We start from the raw sequence: 24049 nt of genomic DNA on the forward strand, positions 1-24049 counted from the left end.
TGGAGTGGGTGGCCTTCTTCCATACCGCAGGCGCTTTCATGATGCTGCTGTTCCTCATCGCCCACGTCTATCTGACCACGGCAGGGCATACCCCAACCGCGCACATCAGGGCCATGATTACCGGGTGGGAAGAAGTGTAAAACACGATCCGGGCTGAAAACAAAAGAGGCAGGGGATTGATTCCCTGCCTCTTTTTACATGGAGTTTCAGCCTGCCGGAGGTGCAGGCAGCTCCACGGCGTCCCGATTCATTTCGGTGCTGAAAAACTGAACATTGTTGCGGCCCTGTGACTTGGCATGATACATGGCGGTATCGGCGTTCTTCATCAAGGTACTGCCGTCCTCTCCATCATCCGGGCAAAAGGCAAGACCGATGCTGGGGGTGGAATGCAGCTGCTTGCCGCCAATGCTGTAATCCTGGCCCAGGGTATGCAGAATCTTGTCCGCCACGCGCTCGGCCGCCGCGGCATCCTCCACCTCGGTCAACACCACCACAAACTCGTCACCCCCCAGACGCGCCACGATATCGCTTTCGCGCACGCTGTTGCGCAGGCGTTTTGCCACCTCGATCAGCAGCTCGTCTCCCACAGCGTGGCCCAGGGTGTCGTTAATGGTCTTGAAGCGATCCATGTCGATAAACATCACCGCCAGCAGGCGTTGCTCCCGCCGCACCATGGCCAGCGCCTGTTCCAGCCGGTCCTGCAAGCTGAAGCGGTTGAACAGGCTGGTTAAGGCATCATGATGGGCCAGGTGGGTGATTTTCGCCTCGGCCTCCTTGCGCTCGGTAATATCGGTGAAGCTGGCGATGTAGTGGGTTACGCCCTCGTCGCGCCCGCGTACCGCCGATATCGCCACCCATTTCGGGTAAACGCTGCCATCCTTGCGCCGGTCCCAGATTTCCCCCTGCCAGTAGCCTTCCTGCTTTAGAGTGGCCCAAAGATTCTGATACGTATGCGGCTTGGTGTGGCCGGAAGCCAGCAGGCGCGGGTTCCTGCCCCGCACATCTTCGATTTCGTAGCCCGTCATGCGGGTAAATGCCGGGTTTACCGCCAGAATGTGGTTGCTGTTGTCACTGATGAGGATGGCCTCGCCACTGTGCTGGAATACGCTGGCGTAGAGCCGTAAATCCTGCTCCGCCTGCCAGCGCCCGGTGATGTCCTGCACCGTCCCGCTGGAGCGCAGCGCCCTGCCCTCCTCGTCGTAGAAAGTCTCGCAGCGCTCGTTCACCCACTTGATGCGGCCATCGGGCATGAGCAGGCGATGGGCGATTTCATAGGGGGCCCGCGCCGCCAGTGAGCGGGTATAGGCCTGGTTGACCTTCTCCCGGTCATCCGGATGGATGGCATTGAGGAAGGCTTCATAGGAAGCGCCGAACAGGGCGGGGTCGATTTCGAAAATGCGGAAAATTTCATCCGACCAGTTCAGCTTGTTGCTGACCAGATCAAGCATCCAGCTGCCGACCTGGGCAATGCGCTGGGCTTCGTTGAGACAAGCCGCGCTTTCGCGGACGGCAGCCTCGGCGGCATTGCGTTCGCTGATATCCATGGCAATGCCGAGAAAGCCGGTAATCGCCCCGCTCTGGTCATGAAGGGCGGTAACCGACAACTGCACAGGAAAGCGGGAGCCATCCTTGCGCAGATAGGTCCACTTAAACTCATTCGGCAAGCCGAGCCGGGTTCGAACGACAAACACCTCGAACCCCGGATCGAGGGAGATACCCAATTCCAGGGAAAAATCCCTGGCCCGTGCCGCAACTTCATCCGCATCGTGCAGGATCGCAGGGGTGCAAAGCCCGACCAGTTCGGCGGCACGATAACCCAGCATGCGCTCGGCGGCACGGTTGAATACCGTGATCACGCCATCCGGCTCCGTGGCGATAATGGCATAGGCGGCGTTATCGAGTATCGCGCCCTGCAAGGTAATCATATCCATGGCGCGAGTATACCCGCCCGCCACGGCGCAGAACAATTAAACACCCGCGGCAAACACCACTTTCACCACATCCTTGAACTGTCTTGCGAAATGGACTTTCACCCCGTCGCGAACATGCTCCGGCAACTCGTCGAAATCACGCCGGTTGGCCTCGGGCATGATCAGCTCCATGATCTTGACGCGCCGCGCGGCGATAACCTTCTCGCGCACCCCGCCAATCGCCAGCACTTCACCGGTCAGGGTCAGTTCGCCGGTCATGGCCAGCGGCCGGGTGATTTTCTGGTTGCGCGCCAGCGACAGCAGCGCCGTGGCCATGGTGATGCCGGCGCTTGGGCCATCCTTGGGCGTGGCACCTTCGGGCAGGTGCAGGTGCACGAAAGCTTCGTCGAAGAATTTCAGGTCGCCCTTGAACTCCTTGAGGTGTGAAGAGACATAGCTGTAGGCGATTTCAGCCGATTCCTTCATTACATCACCGAGCTGGCCGGTCATCTTGAAACCGCGGTTGCGGGTATGCACCCGCGTCGCCTCGATCGACAGCGTGACGCCACCCATCGCGGTCCACGCCAGACCGGTGACCACGCCGATGCCACTGAGCGGTTTTTCCTGGGTGAACAGCGGTTTGCCGAGGTAGTCCTCGACCTGGGCAACATTGATGCGGGCCAGTTCGGGCTCGCCACTCATGCGCTTCACTACGGATTTTCTCACCAGACGTCCGAGCTGTTTTTCCAGGTTGCGTACCCCGGCTTCGCGGGCATAGCCGTCAATCACATGCTTCAGCGCCGCATCGCTGATCGACAGCTCGCCCCGCTTGAGGCCGGTTTTTTCCAGTTGCTTGGGCCACAGGTGATGCTTGGCGATGGCGACTTTTTCGGCGGTGATGTAACCCGACAGGCGGATCACCTCCATGCGGTCGAGCAATGGTCCGGGAATGGTGTCGAGCTGGTTGGCGGTGCACACGAACAAGACTTTGGATAAATCGAAGCGCACATCGAGGTAATGGTCGAGAAAGTCGCTGTTCTGCTCCGGGTCAAGGACTTCGAGCAGGGATGATGCCGGATCGCCGTGATAAGAGGCACCGATCTTGTCCACCTCGTCCAGCATGATGACCGGGTTCTGAGTGTCGCACTCCTTGATCGCCTGGATGAACTTGCCCGGCATGGCGCCAATATAGGTGCGCCGGTGGCCCTTGATTTCCGCCTCGTCACGCATGCCGCCGAGCGAGAAACGGTAGAACTTGCGCCCCAGCGCATCGGCAATGGAATGTCCGATGGAGGTCTTGCCCACCCCGGGCGGCCCCACCAGCAGCACGATGGAACCGGCGATCTCGCCCTTCAGCGCGCCCACCGCGAGGAATTCGATAATGCGCTCCTTGACGTCATCCAGACCATCATGGTCGCGGTCGAGAATCTTGCGCGCGCGCTTGAGATCGAGCTTGTCCTTCGAAAATTTGCCCCACGGCAGCTGGGTCAGCCAGTCGAGGTAGTTGCGCGTGACGGCATATTCCGGCGAACCGGTTTCGAGCAGGGAGAGCTTCTGCATTTCCTCGTCCACGCGCTTCTGCGCCGACTCGGTCAGCTTGAGCTTGCCCAGGCGCTCCTGGAAACGCTCGATCTCCGCCGTCTTGTCGTCCTTGGCCAGCCCCAGTTCCTTCTGAATCGTTTTCAACTGTTCGCGCAGGAAAAACTCGCGCTGCTGCTTGGTCATCTTTTCATCGACCTGCTCGCGGATCTGGGACTGCAGGCGCGCGACATCCAGCTCCTTCTTGATCAGCACCAGCACCTTTTCCATGCGTTTCTTCAGGTTCAGGACCTCCAGCACGTCCTGCAATTTCTCCTTGGAAGCCGTGGTGAGGGAAGCGGCGAAATCCGTCAGCAAGGAAGGTTCGTTGGGGCTGAAGCGATTGAGGAAGAACTTGAGTTCCTCGCTATACAGCGGGTTGAGCGGCAGCAACTCCTTGATGGAATTGATGATCGCCATGGCATAGGCCTTCACCTCGTCGCTGTTGGCGCCCCGGCTGTCGCTGATGTACTCCACCTGCGCCAGGTAAGGTGTTGTCCTGGACAGCCATTTGACGATGCGGAAGCGCCGCTGCCCTTCGGCAATGAACTGGATCTTGCCCTCGGTGCGCACCGGATGGTGCATGTGCACCGCCGTCCCGGTGGCATAAAAGTCCTGCGGCGTGACCTCGTCGGCACTATTGGGCCGCACCAGCACCAGGCCGACCATCTTGTGTTCGGTGTCGCCGATTTTCTCCACCGTCTCCAGCCACGGCCCCATGTTCATCAGCAGGGGCAGGGTCTGGGCGGGAAAGAATGGCCGTTCGGTGAGCGGCAACAGATACAGGGTTTCGGGCAATGCCTGTTGTTGCAGCGCCAGTTGGGTAGACTCGATCACTTCACCTTCAATCGCTTCGTTTGCTTCGGGCATCTTGCTTTTCCAATGTGAGATCCATGCTTTCAAATTTTGTGGCCAGGCAGTGACAATTCAAGCCCGGACTTCACATACAATAGCCCGCATGAAACGAATTTACTTATTGCTGACGCTTCTCGCCACGTGTGCCACGGCTGCCGCATTCGAATTTCCGCTGAATTCGCGCACTTCTCCGGCATTGGCGGCAAGCGGCACCATCCAGCTGGCCTTCAGCCCGGAAGATGACACCGGCGCACTGGTGATCGAAGCCATCCGTGGCGCCAGAAAACAGGTTCTGGTGCAAACCTTCAGTTTTACCCACCGCAAGATCGCGCAGGCGCTGATTGAAGCCAAACGGCGCGGCATTGATGTGCAGCTGATTGCCGATGGCGAACAGATCCGCAAAATGCAGCGCGGTGTAGTGCCGGAAATTGCCGCCGGAGGGGTTCCGACCTTCGTGGACCGCGAGCATGACAGCGCCCACAACAAGATCATGGTGATTGATGCAGGTCTGCCCCAGGCTGCCGTCATCACCGGTTCATTCAACTTTACCCATGCGGCGCAGTACAAGAATGCGGAAAACCTGCTGATCTTTCGTGGCAACCCGCAGCTGACCCAGGCCTATCTGAAAAACTGGCAGCGGCACCGCGCCCATGCGCAAGCTTTCGAGGCTCACCGCTACTGATGCAAAATACCCAGGAAATCCACAATCTGCTGCTCGAACTGCTGAATGACCTCGGCCAGACCGCCATGCTGTGGCAGCTCGCCGCCCTGGCGCTCAGCCTCGGCCTGGCCTGGCTGGTCACGCGGCTGATTCGCAAGCAGATCCCGGTGCAGCAAGGCGCATGGAAGCTGGGCATGGGCGGCGTGGACCGGATCATTTTCCCGCTGACCGCGCTGCTGCTGGTGCTGGTGGGCAAAACGCTGCTCAACCACTGGCATTCCATCAGCGTGCTCAATCTCGCCGTCCCGCTGCTGCTCTCGCTCGCCCTGGTGCGGCTGGCGGTGTACATGCTGAGGCATATTTTCGCCCCCAGCGGCTGGCTGCAAACCTCGGAGCGTTTCATTGCGATCCTGATCTGGAGCGGCGTGGCGCTGCACATTTCCGGCTTTCTGCCGGAAATTCTGGGCGTGCTGGAGGATTTCAGCTTCCGTATCGGCAAGCAGAAAATCTCCCTGCTGATGATCCTGAGCGGGCTGCTTTCCATTGCCGTGACGCTGCTGGTCGCCATGTGGCTGGCCTCGACGCTGGAAAAACGCCTGATGGCGGCGGACAGGCTGGACATGAGCCTGCGCGTGGTGCTGACCAAGCTCATCCGGGCGGGGCTGTTGCTGCTGGGCATCCTGGTCGCGCTGCCCATCGCCGGCATCGACATCACCGTGCTCTCGGTGTTCGGCGGCGCGCTGGGCGTGGGCATCGGCTTCGGCCTGCAGAAAATCGCCAGCAATTATGTCAGCGGCTTCATCATCCTGCTCGACCGCTCCATCCGCATCGGCGACCTGGTCACGGTGGACAACCGCTATGGCAGCGTGACCGCCATCACCTCGCGCTATGTGGTGGTCAAGGGCATGGACGGCACCGAGGCCATCATTCCCAACGAGACCCTGATCACGTCCACGGTGCTGAACCACTCCTACACCAACCACGAACTGCGCATTGGCATCCCGGTGCAGATCAGCTATGAAAGTCCGCTGGAAACAGCCATGTCCATCATGTTCGAGGTTGCATGCAAGCACCCCCGGGTCCTGCGGAAACAGGAAATCGAACCCAGGGTGTTCCTGAAAACCTTTGCCGAAAATGGCATCGAGCTGGAACTGTCGCTATGGATCAAGGACCCCGAGGAAGGCCAGATGAACCTGCGCTCGGAAATCAATCTGGATATCTGGCGCCGCTTCCAGCAGGCAGGTATCGAAATTCCCTACCCGCAGCGCGTGATCAAACTCCTGCAGTAAACTGATGGGGCATATTCGGCCCCCCAGAAAAATTTCCGCAATAACGGGTATGACAGTAGCCACCCCGAGGCTCAAGCCTCCCCGGAGCTTTTTGCCCTCCTACAATTTCGCCTTGACCCACCCGGCCACGCCGGCCAATGCCTGGGCCAGATTTTCCGGCTGGGTGCCGCCCGCCTGCGCCATGTCAGGGCGTCCGCCGCCCTTGCCACCGACCTGCTGGGCAACAAAATTGACCAGTTCGCCAGCCTTCACTTTTGCCGTCAGATCGGCGGTGACGCCGGCGATCAGGCTCACCTTGCCGTCGGCCACGGCCGCCAGCACGATGGCGGCGCTGCCGAGCTTGTCCTTGAGCTTGTCCAGGGTTTCGCGCAGGGTTTTGGCATCCGCGCCTTCCAGCGCGGCGGCCAGCACCCTGGCGCCGTTCACTTCCACCACCTGAGCGGCCAGCTCGTCGCCCTGGCTGGAAGCCAGCTTGGACTTGAGCTTGGCCAGCTCCTTTTCCAGGGCCTTCACATTGTCCATGATCTGGGCGATCTTGCCCGGCAATTCCTGGGCGGGCGCCTTGAACGCGCTCGCGGCCTGGGCCAGCAAGGCCTGCTGCTCCTGCACGTGGGCCAGGGCATTGTCGCCGGTCAGCGCCTCGATGCGGCGCACCCCGGCGGCCACGCCGCCCTCGGCCAGCACCTTGAACAGGCCGATGTCGCCGCTGCGGGCAACATGCGTCCCGCCGCACAGCTCGCGCGAGCTGCCGATGTCCAGCACCCGCACCTCGTCGCCGTATTTCTCGCCGAACAGCATCATCGCACCCAGTTTCTGCGCCTCCTCGATCGGCAGCACGCGCACGCAACTGGCCTGGTTGGCGAGGATTTCGGCATTGACCAGCGCCTCCACCCGGCGAATTTCCTCGGCGCTCAGCGCCGCATTGTGGGCGAAGTCGAAACGCGTCTTGTCGGCATCCACCTGAGAACCCTTCTGCTGCACATGCTCGCCCAGCACTTCGCGCAGGGCCTTGTGCATCAGGTGGGTGGCGGAATGGTTGCGCATGGTGCGGGCGCGCGCCTGGCCGTCCACCCTGGCGGTCACGCCGTTGCCGACACTGATCTTGCCGGTCCGCACCACACCGTGGTGACCGAACACGGCAGCCTGGATTTTCTGCGTGTCTTCCACGGCAAAAATACCATGCGTGCTCTGCAGCAGGCCGCGATCGCCCGCCTGGCCGCCGGATTCGGCGTAGAACGGCGTGTCGTCCAGCACCACCACGCCGGTCTCGCCTTCCAGCAATTCGTTGACCGGCGCGCCGTCGCGATACAGGGCCAGCACGTTGCCCCTGGTTTCGAGCTGGTCATAGCCGTGGAAAGAGGTGGCCGGGCCTTCGTATTCCAGATTGGCCGCCATCTTGAACTTGCCGGCGGCACGCGCCTGCTCTTTCTGACGGCTCATGGCGGCATCGAAGGCGGCCGCGTCCACGCTGACGCCATGCTCGCGGCATACGTCCTGGGTCAGGTCGAGCGGGAAGCCGTAGGTATCGTGCAGCTTGAAGGCGGTTTCGCCATTGAAAATCTTGTTGCCCTGCCCGGCCATTGCCGCCAGATCCGCTTCCAGGATGACCATGCCATGCTCGATGGTGGCAAAAAAGCGTTCCTCTTCCTGCTTCAGCACCTCGGTCACGCGTGCCTGATTCTGCCTCAGTTCCGGGTAGGCCTCGCCCATCTCGGCATCGAGATCGGCAACCATCCTGTGGAAGAAGGCGGCACGCGCGCCCAACTTGTAGCCGTGGCGGATGGCGCGGCGGATGATGCGGCGCAGCACGTAGCCGCGCCCCTCGTTGCCGGGGATGATGCCGTCAGCGATGAGGAAAGCGCAGGCGCGGATGTGGTCGGCCAGCACTTTCAATGAAGGGCTGTCGAGGTCGGCACAGTGCGTTTCGCGCGCGGCGGCCTTGATCAGGGTCTGGAACAGGTCGATCTCGTAGTTGGCATGCACGCCCTGCAACACGGCGGAGATGCGCTCCAGGCCCATGCCGGTGTCCACCGATGGCTTGGGCAGCGGATGCATCACGCCCTGCTCATCGCGGTTGAACTGCATGAACACGTTGTTCCAGATTTCGATGTAGCGGTCGCCGTCTTCCTCCGGCGTGCCGGGCAGGCCGCCGGGAATGTGCGCACCGTGGTCGTAGAAAATCTCGGTGCAGGGACCGCAGGGGCCGGTGTCGCCCATCATCCAGAAATTGTCGGAGGCGTAGCGCGCGCCCTTGTTGTCGCCGATGCGGATGACGCGCTCGCTGGCCAGGCCGATTTCCTTGGTCCAGATGTCGAAAGCCTCGTCATCCTCGGCATACACCGTGACATAAAGCCTGTCCTTGGGCAGTTTGAATACGACAGTGAGCAGCTCCCAGGCGTACTGGATGGCATCGCGCTTGAAGTAGTCGCCGAAGCTGAAATTGCCCAGCATCTCGAAGAAGGTATGGTGGCGTGCCGTGTAGCCGACGTTTTCCAGATCGTTGTGCTTGCCCCCGGCGCGCACGCATTTCTGCGAACTGGCAGCGCGGGTATAGGGCCGCTTGTCGAAGCCGAGAAACACATCCTTGAACTGGTTCATCCCGGCATTGGTGAACAGCAGGGTCGGGTCCTCGTGCGGGACCAGGGAACTGGACGGCACCACGGTGTGGCCCTTGGAGGCGAAGTAATCGAGGAATTGCTTGCGGATTTCGCTGCTTTTCATTGTTGCTTTCCAAATTTATATCTAAGTAAGAAAACCAGTTTTACCACGGAGCACACGGAGGACACAGAGAAGGACAGGAGCACTATGAACACTGTTTGCGGGCTATCCCTCTGGCGATGACGCATATCCGTTATCGCCCTACCTCCGTGCGCTCCGTGCTCTCCGTGGTTAATCGTCTTTCAGTTGCGCTTCAGTTCCTTGATGCGCAACCCGATCGAATGCCCGCCCAGGATCGCCGCGCTTTCCACCACGCCCCGGACGTTGACGGTTTCATCCATCGCCGGCAGCTTGTCCTGCGCCATCACGGTGATCTCGCCGCTGCCGTCATCCACGATGTACATGGAAAGGTTGATCAGCGGAATCCTGGTCACATCCTTGACCTTGCCGCGAATGCGCACTTCCTTGCCCTCGAACTGCGCCGGTGCGGCCATGATCTCCTGGACCGGCGTCTGGCCGAACGGCAGATAATCGCAGCCTGAAAGCGCCAACAAACCTGCCAACACCGTGCCTGCCAATATTTTTTTCATTAATCTCGATCTCCGCTGCCATGCAGTACTTTGCCGATGATGCTCGAACTGAAGCCACGGCTCATCAGGAAACGCATCTGCCTTGCCCGTTCCCTGGCGTCCTGCGGCAAAACACCAAATTTCTTCGCCCATACGGCACGCGCCGTTTCCAGCTCGCTTTCCCGCAATTCGGGCAGAATCGCCGCCACCGCATCCGCGCTAACGCCCTTTTCCTTCAACTCCTGCGCAATGCGCTGGGCGCCGTATTTGCTGCGGCGCGCATGCACGATCTGCTCGGTGAAGCGCGCCTCCGACAGCCAGCCGCGCGCGGCAAAATCGTCCAGCAGTGACGCTACTTCATGCTCGTCTTCAGCGTGGGGCGCAAGCTTGCGTTTCAGCTCGAGGCGCGAATATTCACGCCTCGAGAGAAAACCGAGTGCGCGCTCCCGCAGGCTGAGCTGGCTTGGGCGAATGAATTCACCCCTACTCAGGCATCCACGGTATCGGGATCGACGATGGTCGGCAGACCGCTCACGCCAACCGCTTCGCGCACCCTGGCTTCGATCTCGGCGGAAATATCCTTGTGCTCTTTCAGATACTCGCGCACGTTGTCCTTGCCCTGGCCGATCTTCTCGCCCTTGTAGCTGTACCATGCACCGGATTTCTCGATGAATTTGTGATCCACGCCCATGTCGATGATTTCGCCTTCGCGCGAGATGCCCTCGCCGTAGAGAATGTCGAACTCGGCCTGCTTGAAGGGCGGCGCCACCTTGTTCTTGACCACCTTGACGCGGGTCTCGGAGCCGATCACTTCATCGCCCTTCTTGATCGCGCCGGTGCGTCGGATGTCGAGGCGTACCGAGGCGTAAAATTTGAGAGCATTGCCGCCGGTGGTGGTTTCCGGGTTACCGAACATGACACCGATCTTCATGCGGATCTGGTTGATGAAAATCACCAGGGTGTTGGTGCGCTTGATGTTGGCGGTGAGTTTCCGGAGCGCCTGCGACATCAGGCGGGCCTGCAGGCCCATGTGGGAATCACCCATTTCGCCCTCGATCTCGGCCTTGGGCGTGAGCGCCGCCACCGAGTCGATCACCACGATGTCGACCGAGCCGGAACGCACCAGCATGTCGGCAATTTCCAGCGCCTGCTCGCCGGTGTCCGGCTGGGAGATCAGTAGATCGGCAACATTCACGCCGAGCTTTTGGGCATATTGCGGGTCGAGCGCATGCTCCGCGTCGATGAAGGCTGCCGTACCGCCCAGCTTCTGCATTTCCGCGATCACTTGCAGGGTCAGCGTGGTCTTGCCGGAGGATTCCGGACCGTAGATTTCCACCACCCGGCCGCGCGGCAAGCCGCCTACGCCCAGGGCAATGTCCAGCCCCAGCGAACCGGTGGACACCACCTGAATGTCCTGCATTGCGGCATGATCGCCCAGGCGCATGATGGAGCCCTTGCCGAACTGCTTTTCAATCTGCCCCAAGGCCGCTGCAAGCGCCTTGCTTTTATTGTCGTCCATATTGATTCCTTAAAATTTAACCCGTGGATTATGTCACAGTTGCAACAGTGCTAAAACACCTTGAAGGGCATGCTCCACCGCCTGTCGTCGGACTTCGCGCCGGTCTCCCGGAAACAGGCAACGCTCGCTTTTCACTGTGCCATCCTTGATTGCCCAGGCGAAGCATACCGTACCCACTGGCTTACCAGGTGAGCCACCCGTCGGACCGGCGATGCCGCTGATCGCCAGGGAAATGTGGGCCTGGCTATGTAGCAGCACGCCAGCAGCCATTTCACACACCGTCTCCTCGCTCACCGCCCCATGCCGCGCCAGGGTTTCAGCCTGCACGCCCAGCATTTCCAGCTTGGATGCATTGGTGTAGGTGATGAAACCGCGGTCATACCAGGATGAGCTTCCCGCCACCGCCGTCACCGCCTCCCCCACCCAGCCGCCGGTGCAGGATTCCGCCGTGGCCAGCATCCAGCCGCGCGCCTTCAGGGCATGGCCGGTTTCCTCGGCCAATTGATAAAGTTCATCAACCATAAAAATGCTCCAGCAATTTGAGCGCAGCGAGCGCATAGCCCGCTGCCAGCAGATCATCCAGCATCACTCCGAAGCCGCCCTTGACGTGCTGGTCGAAATAGCGGATGGGAAACGGTTTCCAGATATCGAACAGGCGGAACAGCAGGAAGGCGATGCCAAACCACAGCCAGGTTGGCGGCGTGAAAGCCAGGATCAGCCACATCGCCACGATCTCGTCCCACACCATGCCGCCATGGTCGGGCACGCCCAGCGCCTTGCCGGTGACCTCGCAAAACCAGATGCCCAGCACGAAAGACAGACCGGTAACGATCAGCAGGGCCGGCAGCGGCAGGAAATGCGCCAGCACCATGAACAGGGGGATGGCCAGCAGCGACCCCGCCGTTCCCGGCGCGACAGGCGACAGGCCGGAACCCAAGCCCAGGGAGAAAAAATGGGCCGGGTGGGCAAACAGCAGCTTCAGGTCCGGCTTATTGCGCAAAGTGGTCAAATCCCTTCACTTCCACCGGCATGGGATGGCCCTTCCCGTCCAGCAAGGCCAGCCCCGCCTCGCCTGTAATGCGGCCGATGCAGCTCAGCGGCAGCGCCAGTTTGTTTGCCAGGGCAAGCAGTTCCGCGTGGCGCGCAGCAGGCGCGGTAAAGCACAGCTCGTAATCATCCCCCCCCGCCAGCACGCAGTTTTTCGCTACTATTACCTGAGCCTCGCGTAGCGAGTCTGCGTCCCTCTCTCCCGCCCGAGGGAGAGAGCCAGGAGAGAGGGGGCCGATATAGCGGCGCGTGACTTCATGCAGGGGCAAAGCCTCGAAATGGATTTCCGCACCGGCTTGAGACTGTTCCAGAATGTGCCCGAGATCTGCCAGCAGGCCATCTGAAACGTCGATCGCGGCCGAGGCGATACCACGCAGCGCCAGCCCCAGCGCCACGCGCGGCTGGGGCACGTAGAGCGCGGGCAGGCAGGCGGCGGCTTCCAGCTGCTCCAGTTCCACCCGGCCCTGACGATAGGCCAGCGCCAGCGCGGCCGTCCCCAGCGTGCCGCTGACCCAGATTTCATCTCCGATTTTGGCGCCGTCGCGGCGCAAGGCCTGCCCGGCCGGCACTTCGCCCATGATCTGGATGCAAATATTGAGCGGCCCGCGCGTGGTGTCGCCGCCGACCAGCTCGACACCAAACTTGCTCGCCAGGCCGAAAAATCCCCCGGCAAAGCCGCGCAGCCATTTCTCGTCGGCTGCCGGCAGGGCAAGGGCCAGCGTCGCCCAGCGCGGTGTTGCGCCCATGGCTGCCATGTCGGACAAATTCACCGCCAGCGATTTGTGCCCCACCGTGCCGGGGCCGTCCTGCGGCGAGAAATGCCGCCCCTCCACCAGCATGTCCACCGACACGGCCAGTTCCATGCCCGCCGAAACCTGTAGCAGGGCGGCATCGTCCCCGACACCCAATATCGCGCTGGGGGTCGGGCGGGTGAAATACTGGCGGATCAGGTCGAATTCGGAGGGCATGACGGTAGAGAGTTTTTCCCTATCCCATTATTCAAATGGATTTATGGTTGCAACATCCAATGGCATGTCACTGGATTTCCACAACAACCCCTCCCATCCGCCCCTTGTGCGAGCATCCGCAGCGCGGATTGCCTGCTTACCCCGCTTCAGGGAACGGACGTACTGGCTCTCCCCCTGACAAGGGGGAGTTGGAGTGGGTTTGATGTCTGATACAAAAAAGCATTCTGGAAAAATGGCCTACTCCGCCCCCTTCTGTTTCGCTTCCAGCTCTTCCCAGCGTGCCAGCACGACCAGCATTTCTTCCTCGATCTCGCTTACCCGCTCCTGCAAGCGCTTGGCTCCGGCCGGGTCGCGGCGATAGATTTCGCCGTCGGCCAGCCTGGCGCCGATCTCTGCCTGCTCCTGTTCCAGCGCTTCGATCCTGCCCGGCAGGGCTTCCAGTTCGCGGCTTTCGTTGAAGTTCAGTTTTACCCGCACGGCAGGTTTGGCTGGTTTGACAGCGGTTTTTTGCGGCACGTCCGGCCTTTTCTGCGCCTCGGCATCGCGCATCTTTTTCGTCCGCACGTAGTCGTCGTAGCCGCCAGCGTATTCCTGCAGCTTGCCATCGCCCTCGAAGGCGATGACCTGGGTCACCACGTTGTCGAGGAAAGTCCGGTCATGGGAAACCAGCAGTACCGTGCCCGTGTATTCCTGCAGCAGGGATTCGAGCAGTTCCAGGGTTTCGATGTCGAGATCGTTGGTTGGCTCGTCCAGCACCAGCACGTTGGCCGGGCGGGTGAACAGGCGCGCCAGCAGGAGCCGGTTGCGCTCGCCGCCGGACAGGGATTTCACCGGGGAACGCGCGCGCTGAGGCGCAAACAGGAAGTCTTCCAGGTAGCTGATGACGTGTTTGCGCTCGCCGCCAATCTCGATGAAGTCGCTGCCCTTGCTGATGGTATCGATCAGCGTGGCTTCCTCGTCGAGCTGGGCACGGAACTGGTCGAAATAGGCCACGGCCATCTTGGTTCCCAGCTTGACCGTGCCGCTGTCGGGCTGCAACTCGCCCAGGATCAGCTTGAGCAGGGTGCTCTTGCCGGCGCCATTGGGCCCCACCAGGCCGATCTTGTCGCCGCGCATCACGCGTCCGGAGAAATCCCGGATGATGATTTTATCGCCGTAGGCCTTGCTGACATTTTCCAGCTCCGCCACCAGCTTGCCCGAACGCTCGCCCTGGTCGACATTGAGGTTGACCGTGCCGCTGCGTTCGCGGCGCGCGGCCCGCTCGCGGCGCAAGGCTTCCAGCCTGAGCACACGGCCTTCGTTGCGGGTGCGGCGCGCCTGGATGCCCTTGCGAATCCAGACTTCTTCCTGGGCCAGCACCTTGTCGAATTTTTCGTTATGCACCGCCTCGATTTCGAGCAATTCCTGCTTCTTGATCTGATAGGCGGAAAAATTGCCGTCGAAGCCCGCCAGCAAGCCGCGATCCAGTTCGACAATACGCGTCGCCACGTTATCGAGGAAGCGCCGGTCGTGGGTAATCAAAAGCACGCTACCGGCAAATTCGTTGAGCAAACCTTCCAGCCATTCGATCGCGGCAAGGTCCAGGTGATTGGTGGGCTCGTCCAGCAACAGCATGTCGGGCGCCATCACCAGTGCCTGCGCCAGTGCCACGCGCTTTTTCTGGCCACCGGACAGGGCGCTGATCTTGACATCTTCCGGCAAGGAAAGACGGCTCATGGTGGCTTCCACCCGCGCCTTCATGTTCCAGCCATCGTGCGCTTCGAGCTCTACCTGCAAATCGTGCATGCGCGCCAGCAGAGCGTCCATGTCAGCATCCGGGTCGCCCATGGCATGGGTGACCTCGTGGTAGTCGAGCAAAAACTGGTGTGCCGCGCCCAGCCCCTCCGCCACGGCTTCGAATACCGTATGCCCGGGATCAAGCTCGGGCTCCTGCGGGACGTAAGCCAGCTTCATCCCTGGCGCACGCCACACCCGGCCGTCGTCAGGGTGTGCGGTCCCGGCGATGATCTTGAGCAGGCTGGATTTGCCGGTGCCGTTGCGCCCGATCAGGCCGACCCGCTCGCCCGGTTCCAGCACCAGGTCGGCATGGTCGAGCAGTGGCACATGGCCGAAGGCGAGAGAAATTTTATCGAGTTGAATTAATGGCATAAATTACATCGACGGCGTATTTTGGCTGGCATGCGTTTTTTCATGCTGCTGCTGGCAATTGACACAACGCAAAGCCGCAGGGTAAGCCAGCAGGCGCTCGAAGCGGATATCCTCGCCGCAATCTCCACAAACACCATACTCGCCCTGCTTCATGCGCTTTTTCGCCGCCTCGATCTCGCGCATTTCATTGACCTGGCGATCCACCCGTGCCGCGGCAATATCCGCCAGCGCATCGGCGACCGACTCATCGCCCTGGTCAGAGCCCCCCGCCTCGGCAAAATCGGCAAAATGCTGCTCGCCGTCCTGCCCGAGTTCCTGACGCACTTCATTGATCAATTGCTGATAGCGTGTTTTCAGCGCCAATTCGAGCTGTTTTTGCTGCGCTGCAGATAGTGCCATGATCTTTCCTTTAAACCCCGATACGCTTTAAGTCTATTGTCATTCTGATAGCTTGGAGTTTAACATAGCCGCAGCTATTCATTCCGCCACAGGCTGCCTGCACAAAAGAGAAGCCATGAATCTGCCGCGCAGAAACGTCCTGAAAATGCTATCCACCCTGCCGCTTGCGGTGCTCTGCGACAGCGCCAGAGCCGCTGACGCACGAACACTGATACGCATCAATCTGCCCGGACCCCGTTCACTGCCCTTTCTCCCCATCGAGCTGATACCCATTCTGGGCATTGACCGTAGCGAGAAAGCGCAACTGGTCATCCGTTATTTTCCCAGTGGCGTGCGCGCTCTGGAGGACATGCTGGCCGGCAACGCCCAGTTCTCCGCCCAGGGATTTACGGTGTTGCATCCCTTTTACGTCAAGGGGAAAAAACCCCTGGCTCTGGCTCCCTTGAGTGGTCAGGTGCCACCTTACGGCATCGTTGTGAGAAACGAATTACGCAAGCAGATCAAAAGCATCGCTGACCTCAAGGGCCGCTCGATCGGCGTTTCTGTCGGCACAGCCACCAGCAAAACCTATCAGCAGCAAGTAATGGAAGTATTCCTGACCGCCAACGGCATCAAGCCCGGCGAGGTGCGCTGGGTACCCACGGCACAGAACTGGGAGGGGCAACTTGGCGCGCTCGGCAGCAGGGCTGTTGATGCCGTATTCTGCGAAGAACCTTTCATGAGCGGCCTGGTACGAAAAAATGCCGGTTTTTTGCTCAGTGACTGTAGCGACCCCATGGTAATGGCCAAACTGACTGGCGCGGGGCATTTGCGCGCCACACTCACCACTACCGCAAAAAATCTGGCACAGGACAGACAACGCGCCGAAGTCATGGTGCGGATGCTGAATCGATCCCTGGAATGGATGGCCAGAGCTGGTGCGGTAAACATTATCAACCGCCTGGATATTCAGGATAAGGACGAGAAACTCGAACTAATCGATGTTCTGACCCGCCACCCAGGCATGTACGCCAGCAATGCCCGTTTCTCGCGCCAACAGGTCGAGGCCACGGCACAGTTCATGAGGTCCGCGGGCATTCTTGCCGATGAAAACTTCAACCTCAACACGCTGATAGATAGCCAGTTCGCGGGAGTCAAACCATAGCCCAGCTAATGTCGAAGCGCATTTCCAGCCTGCTGTGCGGTCGCGGGACCCTGCGTTGGCAGGCACTGGCGCGCCTGCTGCTGGTTGGCCTGTTCGTTGTGAGCGCCATCACCCTGGTTGCCACCATCAGCCATCGAACCCAAAGCGAGCGCGAAGACACGCAGAAGCGCGCCACTATCCAGCAACTCTATGAAAAAGAGCTGCCCCGGGTAGAAGAGCGCTGGCAGGCCGATGCGGAGCAAATAAAAACGCGCATTGAGTTTTCCCGCATTCTGGAGGAAGGGGATGAGGTACGCTGGCTTAAATTTAACGCGTTTCTCAATGCCCAATCCGAATTTACCCACTTCTCCAATCTTCTGATTTTGCGCGGTGAGAACCGTATCCTGTACCGCTACGGCCCCGAAGCGCACAAGATAAAAATCAACGCTGCCCTGCTCGCTTCCTCCTGGCACTATTCCGAGGAAGCCCGCGAACTGTACCGGATCTATCGCATCCCCATCTGGCTTGGCTCTGGTGAACATGGCACTTTGCTGCTACTGAAGACCGTGAACAATGCTTCACTGAGAGAAATTGCCGCCCCGGAAACCTTTCTGCATCTTTTTTTCCATGACCGGATCCTGGCCACCTCCAATAGCGCCACCCACGATCTGACACGCCCCGGAATGAAGGAAGCACGCACCCCTGCCGGAGAGCTGCTGATCCAGACCGAACAACTCTGGCCCGGCAGTGGCACTCGGCCGATGCTTATCATTCAACATGAATTTCACACCCTCTATCCACTAAGAGAGTTTCTGCTGCGCCCGCTTGCCGCCGTATCGATCATCACACTCCTGATCTGGCTCGGCCTCGGACGCTGGCTGACGCACACTATCAGGCGCGTGGAGAATCTTGAAACGGCCACCAGGGATTACACCCAGCTCGGCATCGCGTCCCGGGCCAGTGAACAGCTGCGGGCAGCAGGCGGACAACCGGACGAGATCTCCGATCTGGCTGAAGCCATGGAAAAGCTCATGCACGAGATTGAAAGCCGCAATCTTGAGCAGAAAGCCTATCTGGAAACCTTGTCCATGCTGGAGGAAGCCGTTCTGGAAATAGACTGCGACGGAACCATCGTGCGCGCCAGCCCCGGCTGGAACAAGCTATCCCATTGCAACGAACCTGTCGGCGCACGCATCTACGATTTCATTCACAGCGAGGACCGCGAAACACTGCAAGCACAATGCCAGGCATTAACCAGCGGCAAGAAGAATCATGTCGTCCTGCGCTTGCGCCTCAATCTGGAGAACTCGCCCCACGAACCATGGGTGGAATGCCGCTTCGTCTGTCGCCGTAACGAATCCGGAAATGTGGCAGGCGTGCGCGGTGTATTGCGTGACATTACGCAAACTTATCTGAACGAGAAACAAATTACCCACATGGCCCTGCACGACGCCCTCACCGGCTTGCCCAACCGGGTGCTGCTGGAAGATCGCATCAAGGTTTCGCTACGTCAGGCTTCGCGCTTGCAACATAAAGTCGGCATCTGTTTCATCGATCTGGACCACTTCAAAAATGTCAACGACACTCTCGGCCACAAATCCGGCGACAAGCTTCTGCTGGCCTTTGCCGAGCGTCTGAAGCGACAGCTGCGGGAAGGCGATACCGTAGCACGCTGGGGCGGCGATGAATTCGTGCTGCTGCTGCCCGACATGGACATGGAGCAAGATATTCGTGAAGTCGCCATGAAAGTAAGCAAGGAGGTGCAAACACCCTTGCAGATAGACGACACCGAACTGGCCGTGACTTTCAGCATGGGCATCGCCATGTATCCGGATGATGGAGAAGATACGGAAACCCTGTTCTCCCATGCTGACCGTGCCATGTTTTTTGCCAAGGCGCAGGGGCGCAATCAGGCATGTTTCTTCCGCGACATGACCATCAAGGGCATCGACAAGCAAGAACTCTACATCCAGAACCGTCTCGCCAGCGCCGTCAATTCCAACCAGATACAGGCCTGGTTCCAGCCCATCTTCTCGGCGAGCAACGGACGCTGCACCGGCGTCGAAGTGCTGGCGCGCTGGCACGACCAGGAGCAGGGCTGGATTTCCCCCGAAACCTTCATCCCGATGGCGGAAGATCTCGGACTGATTCACGAACTCGGGCACCAGATCCTGCTCGCCAGCCTCGCAGCCGCCAGGCGCTGGCAGGAAGCCGGGTTGGCCCTGACCCTCGCCATCAACGTCTCCAAACGCCAGTTGTTTACCCCGCACTTCACGGAACACCTGCGGGAAGAGGCCGCCAAACACCAGATTGCACCGCAAAATATCATCCTCGAAATCACCGAGAGCCTTGCGCTGCTGGATGTGGAACATGCCGCCGATCGCCTTCAGGAACTGAAACAGTATGGCTTCTGCATCGCCATTGACGACTTCGGCACCGGCTATTCATCCCTTTCACATCTACATGAAATGCATGTGGATGAACTCAAGATCGACATTTCATTTGTACGGCGCCTGCATGAAGCCAGCGGCCTGTCCATGACCCAAGCCATCATCAACCTGGCGCGTGCCCTTGACCTGAAAACCGTGGCAGAAGGAGTGGAAACCGCGGAAGCAGCCAGCAAGTTGCGAGAATTGGGTGTGGACAGCCTGCAGGGTTACCATTTCGCCGAACCCATGCCCGCCGGGGATCTCGAGCACTGGCTGAAAGAACAGATGCATCAGGACGCCCCGCTCGACAGCACCACAGCCTGAGCCTCGAAGCAAAGGGCGCCCAAAAAACCGGCTTTTCCAAGCCGCTGGTTTTAGCGTAAAATCGCCGCTTCGCCCCGGTAGCTCAGTGGATAGAGCAACCCCCTCCTAAGGGGTAGGTCGGACGTTCGATTCGTCTTCGGGGCGCCATCTTCACGGTAGTAACCACCAACCTAACCCGTCACAACCACCCTGTGAAGGCCGTAACTACGTGGGGTACTGTCACAAGTTTCGTCACAAGTTTTTGGCCCCCGCGTACTGATCAATCCCTCGCAGCGCCCTCTCGCCTATCTTCGATTTCGGCGCCCGACTCGGCGGCTTGAACACGCCGGTACTTGAGATAGCCAATAAAATCCAGCACCTCGCGCGCATCAGTTTCAGGCAGCGATTGTACTTCCTCGACAATTTTTTCCATCGAGTTCATGGCCATGTTCCTTCACATGGTTTTCCTGTGTTTAACCACATCCGCCGCCAAATTATAGCCCGGCAAGCCACATTTATACCCCGTCTGCTTGATCGGCAGCACTTCTGCGGTGCCTCAGCTCTGCCGCCGCCATCATGCAGTGTTGACCGGCTGCCACGCCGGGTTGAGGCCAAGGCGCGCATAGATGGCCGTGACACTCCAGTTCTTCAGTGCTCACGTAAAGGGCGCATTCTCAAGGTTTATAGGCTATGCAAAATGGGCTGCTTATGGCACAATCAAGAACAATTCCTATTTACATAGCCCGATCACAAATGACCACGGTCAGCCTTTCCACTCTCAAGCCTGGCGAAATCGCCGTGATTGCTGCATTGCACACCGACGAAGCACTCTATCACCGCCTCGCCGCAATGGGCTTCCGTATCGGCAAAAACATCGAATTGGTACGGCGGGCGAAATTTGCCGGCCCCCTGCACGTCAGAATCGGTACCACCGACATCATGTTGCGGCGCATCGATGCTCAATGCATCGACGTCACGCCAGCCACCCGTATCCAGCAATGAAGCGCGTTGCCCTGCTGGGGATGCCGAATACCGGCAAATCCACCTTCTTTAACCGCCTGACCGGCGCATCGGCACGGGTGGGTAACTGGCCCGGCATCACCGTGGAGCTGATGAGCGCAAAAGTGTTGCTCGGCGGCGCCATGGTGGAAATCATCGATTTGCCTGGCGTGTACGATATCCATGGCTTTTCGGATGACGAACTGGTGGTGCGGCATTTCCTGGAAAACAACCCGGTGGACCTGGTGCTGATCATCCTCAACACCACCCAGATCGAGCGCCAGTTAAGCCTGGCCTTGCAGCTCAAGCAGCTCGGACTGCCAGCCATGCTGCTGCTCAACATGTCCGACGAAGCCAAAAAATTCGGCGTCACCGTCGATGTCGAAAAAATGGCCCAGGCGCTGGCCATGCCGGTTGTGCTGCTATCCGCCAAGTATGGCAGCGGCTACGATCATGCCTATCAGGCCATCTCCAGCGCGATCCAGTCAAGCCAGCCTGCCAATACCCAGGAAATTCGCGACAAACTTAAACTCGAAAACCAGATTGAAGCCAAGATGGAAAGCGTGCTCCGGCACGCAGTGCAGGTGCCAACCCAAATGACGGACAACCTGACCACCCGGCTGGATTCCCTGCTGCTGCATCCATGGCTGGGATTGCCGTTGTTTTTCGGTGTCATGTACGTTCTGTTCCAGGCTATTTTCCTTCTCGGCAAACCGCTACAGGACGGCGTCGCATGGGCACTGGGGCTGTTCCGCGGCGAGATCCTGGAACATCTGCTGCTCAACCTGCCCGCGCCGGTGCAGGGCCTGCTGCTGGACGGCATCTACAACGGTGTCGGCACGGTGGCTGCCTTTGTGCCCATCATCGTGCTTTTCTTCCTCTTCATGGCGCTGGTGGAAGACAGCGGCTATCTGTCGCGCGCCGCGTTCCTGATGGATGCGCTGATGGCCAAGATGGGGCTGGACGGACGCAGTTTCGTCATGATGCTGATGGGCTTTGGCTGCAACGTACCCGCGCTGATGGGCACCCGCGTGATGCGCTCGCGCAGCCTGCGCCTGCTGAGCATGCTGGTGATCCCCTTTTCGCTTTGTTCCGCCCGGTTGCAGGTATTTGTCTTCATCACCGCCGCGCTGTTTGCCCCCAGGCATGCCGCTCTGGTGCTATTCAGCCTCTACCTGTTCAGCTTTGCCGCCGCCCTCCTGACCGCTCTGCTGTTCAAGAAACACTACAGCAACAGCGAGCCTTTCATTCTCGAACTGCCTCCCTACCGTCTCCCCACCTGGCGCCAGATTGTGTTGCGCGGCTGGCACGAAGTCCGCCACTTCCTCAACCGCGCCAGTAAATTCATCATTGCCGGCGTGGTGCTGGTATGGCTTCTCACCCATTTCCCGCTCCATGCCACCCCGGCAGGCAGCGACACCTGGGCCGGCATGATCGGCGGCTGGCTTTCGCCCATCCTCGACCCGCTCGGCATCAACCAGCAACTGGCCATCGCGCTGATTTTCGGCTTCGTCGCCAAGGAAATCGTGATCGGCTCGCTGGCGGTCATCTACGGCCTCGAAGGCACGGCGCTGATGAGCACCATGGCGCAGCAGCTGGACTGGGTGCAGGCTTATAGCTTCATGCTTTTCACCCTGATTTACACCCCCTGCCTTTCCACCCTGGCCACGCTTAAAAACGAGTCCGGAAGCTATCCCTACACTGCGCTGGCGCTGGCCTGGCCACTGGCTCTGGCCTGGGTTTTGAGCTTTGCCTTTTATCAAGGTGCACGGGCCTTGGGTTACTGACCCGGCATCTTTGGAAAAATCAGGCAAAGGTGTCCGACATCAGATTGCCGAACCATTTGAACATTTTCTCGTAATGCTCACTCGATGCCTCCCTTGCTTCGGCGAAAGAAGCAGGGACGGCCTCCATTCTGCCGAAACCCGTGCTGCCCGGAAGAGGGGGCTTATAAGCATAGACCACGCTTAACCAGGATGCCGTCTTTGCCGTTATTGGCGAGAAACAGGCAGAATTGGTCACTGGCGATGGATCTACCGCGCGCCCGCTCAGAATGCGCACGATGGCATCGGCGCAGACCTTGCCCTGCGCGTTGGCGAGATGCCCGGCCATGGGCTGGGGGGACGCTGCCGCGGAATCGCCGATCACGTGGATGGCTGGCGCAATGGTGGACTCATAACTGAGAACATTCACGCTTGCCCGAACACTGCCAAAGGGAACCAGACCCGCATCCATGACGACTTTGGCGGCAGTCTGGGGTGGAATGACATTCAGAACACTGGCACGAATGGTGCCGACATTGGTCTGCAGGGTTCGGGTTGCAACATCGATGCCGGTAATCACGGCACCCGGGTAATACTCGATGATTCCGCCATATATTCCCGCAAATGCAGTCGAGAAGCCGTGTCTTTCCGCCACAATGTCAGGATTGGCGTCCAGCACGATCACTCGTGCCCCGCGCTTCTTCTTTTTCAGATAATCGGCGATGACGCAGGCACGTTCGTACGGCCCCGGTGGGCAACGATACGGCGCGGGGGGGATGGTAATGACAACGGTACCGCTGGATGGCATGTTGGCAATCTGATTGCGCAGCGCCGTCGTCTGCGCCCCCCCAATCCATGCGTGAAGTGGCAGCTGGCTGTATGAAAGCCCCTCCAGGCCGGGCAAGCCGCTGTAATCAAATTCAATCCCGGGTGCAAGCACCAGCCGGTCATACGGATACCAGGCATTCCCGGCCCTGATCCTTTTTTGCGCTTTATCGATATCACCCCCACTGACCGTACCTTGCACAACATTGATGCCATACACATTTTTTAGCGTGTCATATTTGAAGGTAATCCGGTCCATCGTGGTGGAACCGTTAAGCACCAGATTGCTCAGGATGCTGGATGGGTAATCCGGATTCTGCTCCACCAGCGTCACCTGAACCTGGCTTCCGCCCCACAGGCGCAGGAATTTCGCCACGGTGGCGCCGGCCATGCCGCCACCGACCACCACCACCCTGCCGGATGCACCGGTTGGCCCGGGCACGCTCGCTGCGATATGACGGCTTAAGACGTCTTCATCCTCAGAAAAGGCTCGCCCAGATAACAATCCGAGTGCCGAACCACCAAGCAACCCAATGAACTGCCTACGTTTTATCATTTATTTTCTCCTGGCAGGAAACTGAAATTATCAGTGTGGCAATTGTGAAAAATAGACCGAAAGCTCCCACAATTGCTGATCGGTATAGCCTCTGACATGGGAATTCATGATGCTGTCTTCTTTCGTTTTCTGGCGCAGTTCGAGCATTTTGTAATACATGCTCGAGGCCGACTCTCCTGCAAGGCTTGCCAGGCCCGCAACCGGCCGGCCATCGGTGCCGTGGCACTGGAAGCAATTGGAAGCAAGCAGTCTGCCCGGCACCACGGTTTCAGCCGCTACCACCTGGGACAGGGCTAGAAGCGCCAGGGGAAATGCTGTACGGACAAGGCAATGCATGACGAACTCCTTTTCCACAAGGGGAGCATCAACATGCGCTTTTTTTTCACCATGAATAAGTGGGCATGGACCGCACATGAACACAGGAAAGACAGTAATAAATCAGGCGGGGTG

Annotated in this window: 20 protein-coding genes and 1 tRNA gene; 7 read left to right on the plus strand and 14 right to left on the minus strand. The window is 59.5% G+C overall.

Annotation, left to right across the window (positions count from 1 at the left end; all coding sequences use genetic code 11):
- Nucleotides 1–206 precede the first annotated feature (206 nt).
- Both WC392_13920 and lon read right to left on the minus strand, forming a co-directional pair.
- Complete coding sequence (locus WC392_13920; protein ID MFA5243461.1) at nt 207–1931, minus strand: PAS domain S-box protein; 1725 nt, start codon at nt 1929–1931, stop codon at nt 207–209.
- Between the two features lie 36 nt (nt 1932–1967).
- On the minus strand, nt 1968–4358 hold the full coding sequence (gene lon / locus WC392_13925; protein ID MFA5243462.1) for an endopeptidase La: 2391 nt from the start codon (nt 4356–4358) through the stop codon (nt 1968–1970).
- Nucleotides 4359–4446: 88 nt separating this feature from the next.
- On the opposite strand from lon, the gene WC392_13930 reads away from it, so the two are divergent.
- Both WC392_13930 and WC392_13935 read left to right on the plus strand, forming a co-directional pair.
- Entirely contained in the window at nt 4447–5025 is a 579-nt protein-coding gene (locus WC392_13930) for a phospholipase D family protein (protein ID MFA5243463.1), read from the plus strand.
- Nucleotides 5025–6293, plus strand: a complete 1269-nt coding sequence (locus WC392_13935; protein ID MFA5243464.1) for a mechanosensitive ion channel domain-containing protein — start codon at nt 5025–5027, stop codon at nt 6291–6293. The genes WC392_13930 and WC392_13935 overlap by 1 nt, the downstream gene beginning before the upstream one ends.
- 99 nt (nt 6294–6392) lie before the next feature.
- Here the strand turns inward: WC392_13935 and alaS are convergent, their stop codons facing one another.
- The 9 genes from alaS to WC392_13980 form a co-directional block, all read right to left on the minus strand.
- Nucleotides 6393–9014 carry an alanine--tRNA ligase gene (gene alaS / locus WC392_13940; protein MFA5243465.1) on the minus strand — a complete coding sequence of 874 codons (2622 nt, stop codon included), beginning with the start codon at nt 9012–9014 and terminating at the stop codon, nt 6393–6395.
- A gap of 179 nt (nt 9015–9193) precedes the next feature.
- Nucleotides 9194–9541, minus strand: coding sequence for a hypothetical protein (locus tag WC392_13945; GenBank protein MFA5243466.1), 348 nt, complete (start codon nt 9539–9541; stop codon nt 9194–9196).
- Complete coding sequence (recX, locus tag WC392_13950) at nt 9541–10011, minus strand: recombination regulator RecX (protein MFA5243467.1); 471 nt, start codon at nt 10009–10011, stop codon at nt 9541–9543. Before recX ends, WC392_13945 begins: the two co-directional genes overlap by 1 nt.
- Nucleotides 10008–11039 (minus strand): recombinase RecA, encoded by a 1032-nt coding sequence (gene recA / locus WC392_13955; protein ID MFA5243468.1) that lies wholly within the window; start codon nt 11037–11039, stop codon nt 10008–10010. The genes recX and recA overlap by 4 nt, the downstream gene beginning before the upstream one ends.
- Nucleotides 11040–11072: 33 nt before the next feature.
- Nucleotides 11073–11561 carry a nicotinamide-nucleotide amidohydrolase family protein gene (locus WC392_13960; GenBank protein MFA5243469.1) on the minus strand — a complete coding sequence of 163 codons (489 nt, stop codon included), beginning with the start codon at nt 11559–11561 and terminating at the stop codon, nt 11073–11075.
- A complete protein-coding gene (locus WC392_13965) occupies nt 11554–12048 on the minus strand; it encodes a phosphatidylglycerophosphatase A (GenBank protein MFA5243470.1) in 495 nt (164 codons plus the stop codon). The genes WC392_13960 and WC392_13965 overlap by 8 nt, the downstream gene beginning before the upstream one ends.
- The gene (thiL, locus tag WC392_13970; protein MFA5243471.1) at nt 12029–13054 is read right to left on the minus strand and encodes a thiamine-phosphate kinase; all 1026 of its coding nucleotides are present in this window, start codon (nt 13052–13054) and stop codon (nt 12029–12031) included. The genes WC392_13965 and thiL overlap by 20 nt, the downstream gene beginning before the upstream one ends.
- Before the next feature lie 237 nt (nt 13055–13291).
- Nucleotides 13292–15202, minus strand: a complete 1911-nt coding sequence (locus WC392_13975) for an ATP-binding cassette domain-containing protein (GenBank protein ID MFA5243472.1) — start codon at nt 15200–15202, stop codon at nt 13292–13294.
- Nucleotides 15203–15205: 3 nt separating this feature from the next.
- Complete coding sequence (locus tag WC392_13980; GenBank protein ID MFA5243473.1) at nt 15206–15601, minus strand: TraR/DksA family transcriptional regulator; 396 nt, start codon at nt 15599–15601, stop codon at nt 15206–15208.
- Nucleotides 15602–15716: 115 nt separating this feature from the next.
- On the opposite strand from WC392_13980, the gene WC392_13985 reads away from it, so the two are divergent.
- The 3 genes from WC392_13985 to WC392_13995 all read left to right on the plus strand — a co-directional run bounded on the left by WC392_13985 (nt 15717) and on the right by WC392_13995 (nt 19624).
- Nucleotides 15717–16745, plus strand: coding sequence for an ABC transporter substrate-binding protein (locus tag WC392_13985; GenBank protein ID MFA5243474.1), 1029 nt, complete (start codon nt 15717–15719; stop codon nt 16743–16745).
- Nucleotides 16746–16753: 8 nt separating this feature from the next.
- Nucleotides 16754–19477, plus strand: coding sequence for an EAL domain-containing protein (locus WC392_13990; GenBank protein MFA5243475.1), 2724 nt, complete (start codon nt 16754–16756; stop codon nt 19475–19477).
- A gap of 71 nt (nt 19478–19548) precedes the next feature.
- Nucleotides 19549–19624 (plus strand) — tRNA-Arg (locus WC392_13995).
- Between the two features lie 112 nt (nt 19625–19736).
- On the opposite strand, the gene WC392_14000 is transcribed toward WC392_13995, so the two are convergent.
- A complete protein-coding gene (locus tag WC392_14000; protein MFA5243476.1) occupies nt 19737–19898 on the minus strand; it encodes a DUF2281 domain-containing protein in 162 nt (53 codons plus the stop codon).
- 311 nt (nt 19899–20209) lie between these two features.
- On the opposite strand from WC392_14000, the gene WC392_14005 reads away from it, so the two are divergent.
- Nucleotides 20210–20458 (plus strand): FeoA family protein, encoded by a 249-nt coding sequence (locus WC392_14005; protein ID MFA5243477.1) that lies wholly within the window; start codon nt 20210–20212, stop codon nt 20456–20458.
- Nucleotides 20455–22242 carry a ferrous iron transport protein B gene (gene feoB / locus WC392_14010; GenBank protein ID MFA5243478.1) on the plus strand — a complete coding sequence of 596 codons (1788 nt, stop codon included), beginning with the start codon at nt 20455–20457 and terminating at the stop codon, nt 22240–22242. Before WC392_14005 ends, feoB begins: the two co-directional genes overlap by 4 nt.
- Before the next feature lie 19 nt (nt 22243–22261).
- On the opposite strand, the gene WC392_14015 is transcribed toward feoB, so the two are convergent.
- The gene (locus WC392_14015; protein ID MFA5243479.1) at nt 22262–23485 is read right to left on the minus strand and encodes an FAD-dependent oxidoreductase; all 1224 of its coding nucleotides are present in this window, start codon (nt 23483–23485) and stop codon (nt 22262–22264) included.
- 144 nt (nt 23486–23629) lie between these two features.
- Entirely contained in the window at nt 23630–23935 is a 306-nt protein-coding gene (locus WC392_14020; GenBank protein MFA5243480.1) for a c-type cytochrome, read from the minus strand.
- Nucleotides 23936–24049: the final 114 nt, after the last annotated feature.

Origin of the sequence: Sulfuricella sp., from assembly GCA_041651995.1 — a bacterium.
Classification (GTDB): domain Bacteria; phylum Pseudomonadota; class Gammaproteobacteria; order Burkholderiales; family Sulfuricellaceae; genus Sulfurimicrobium.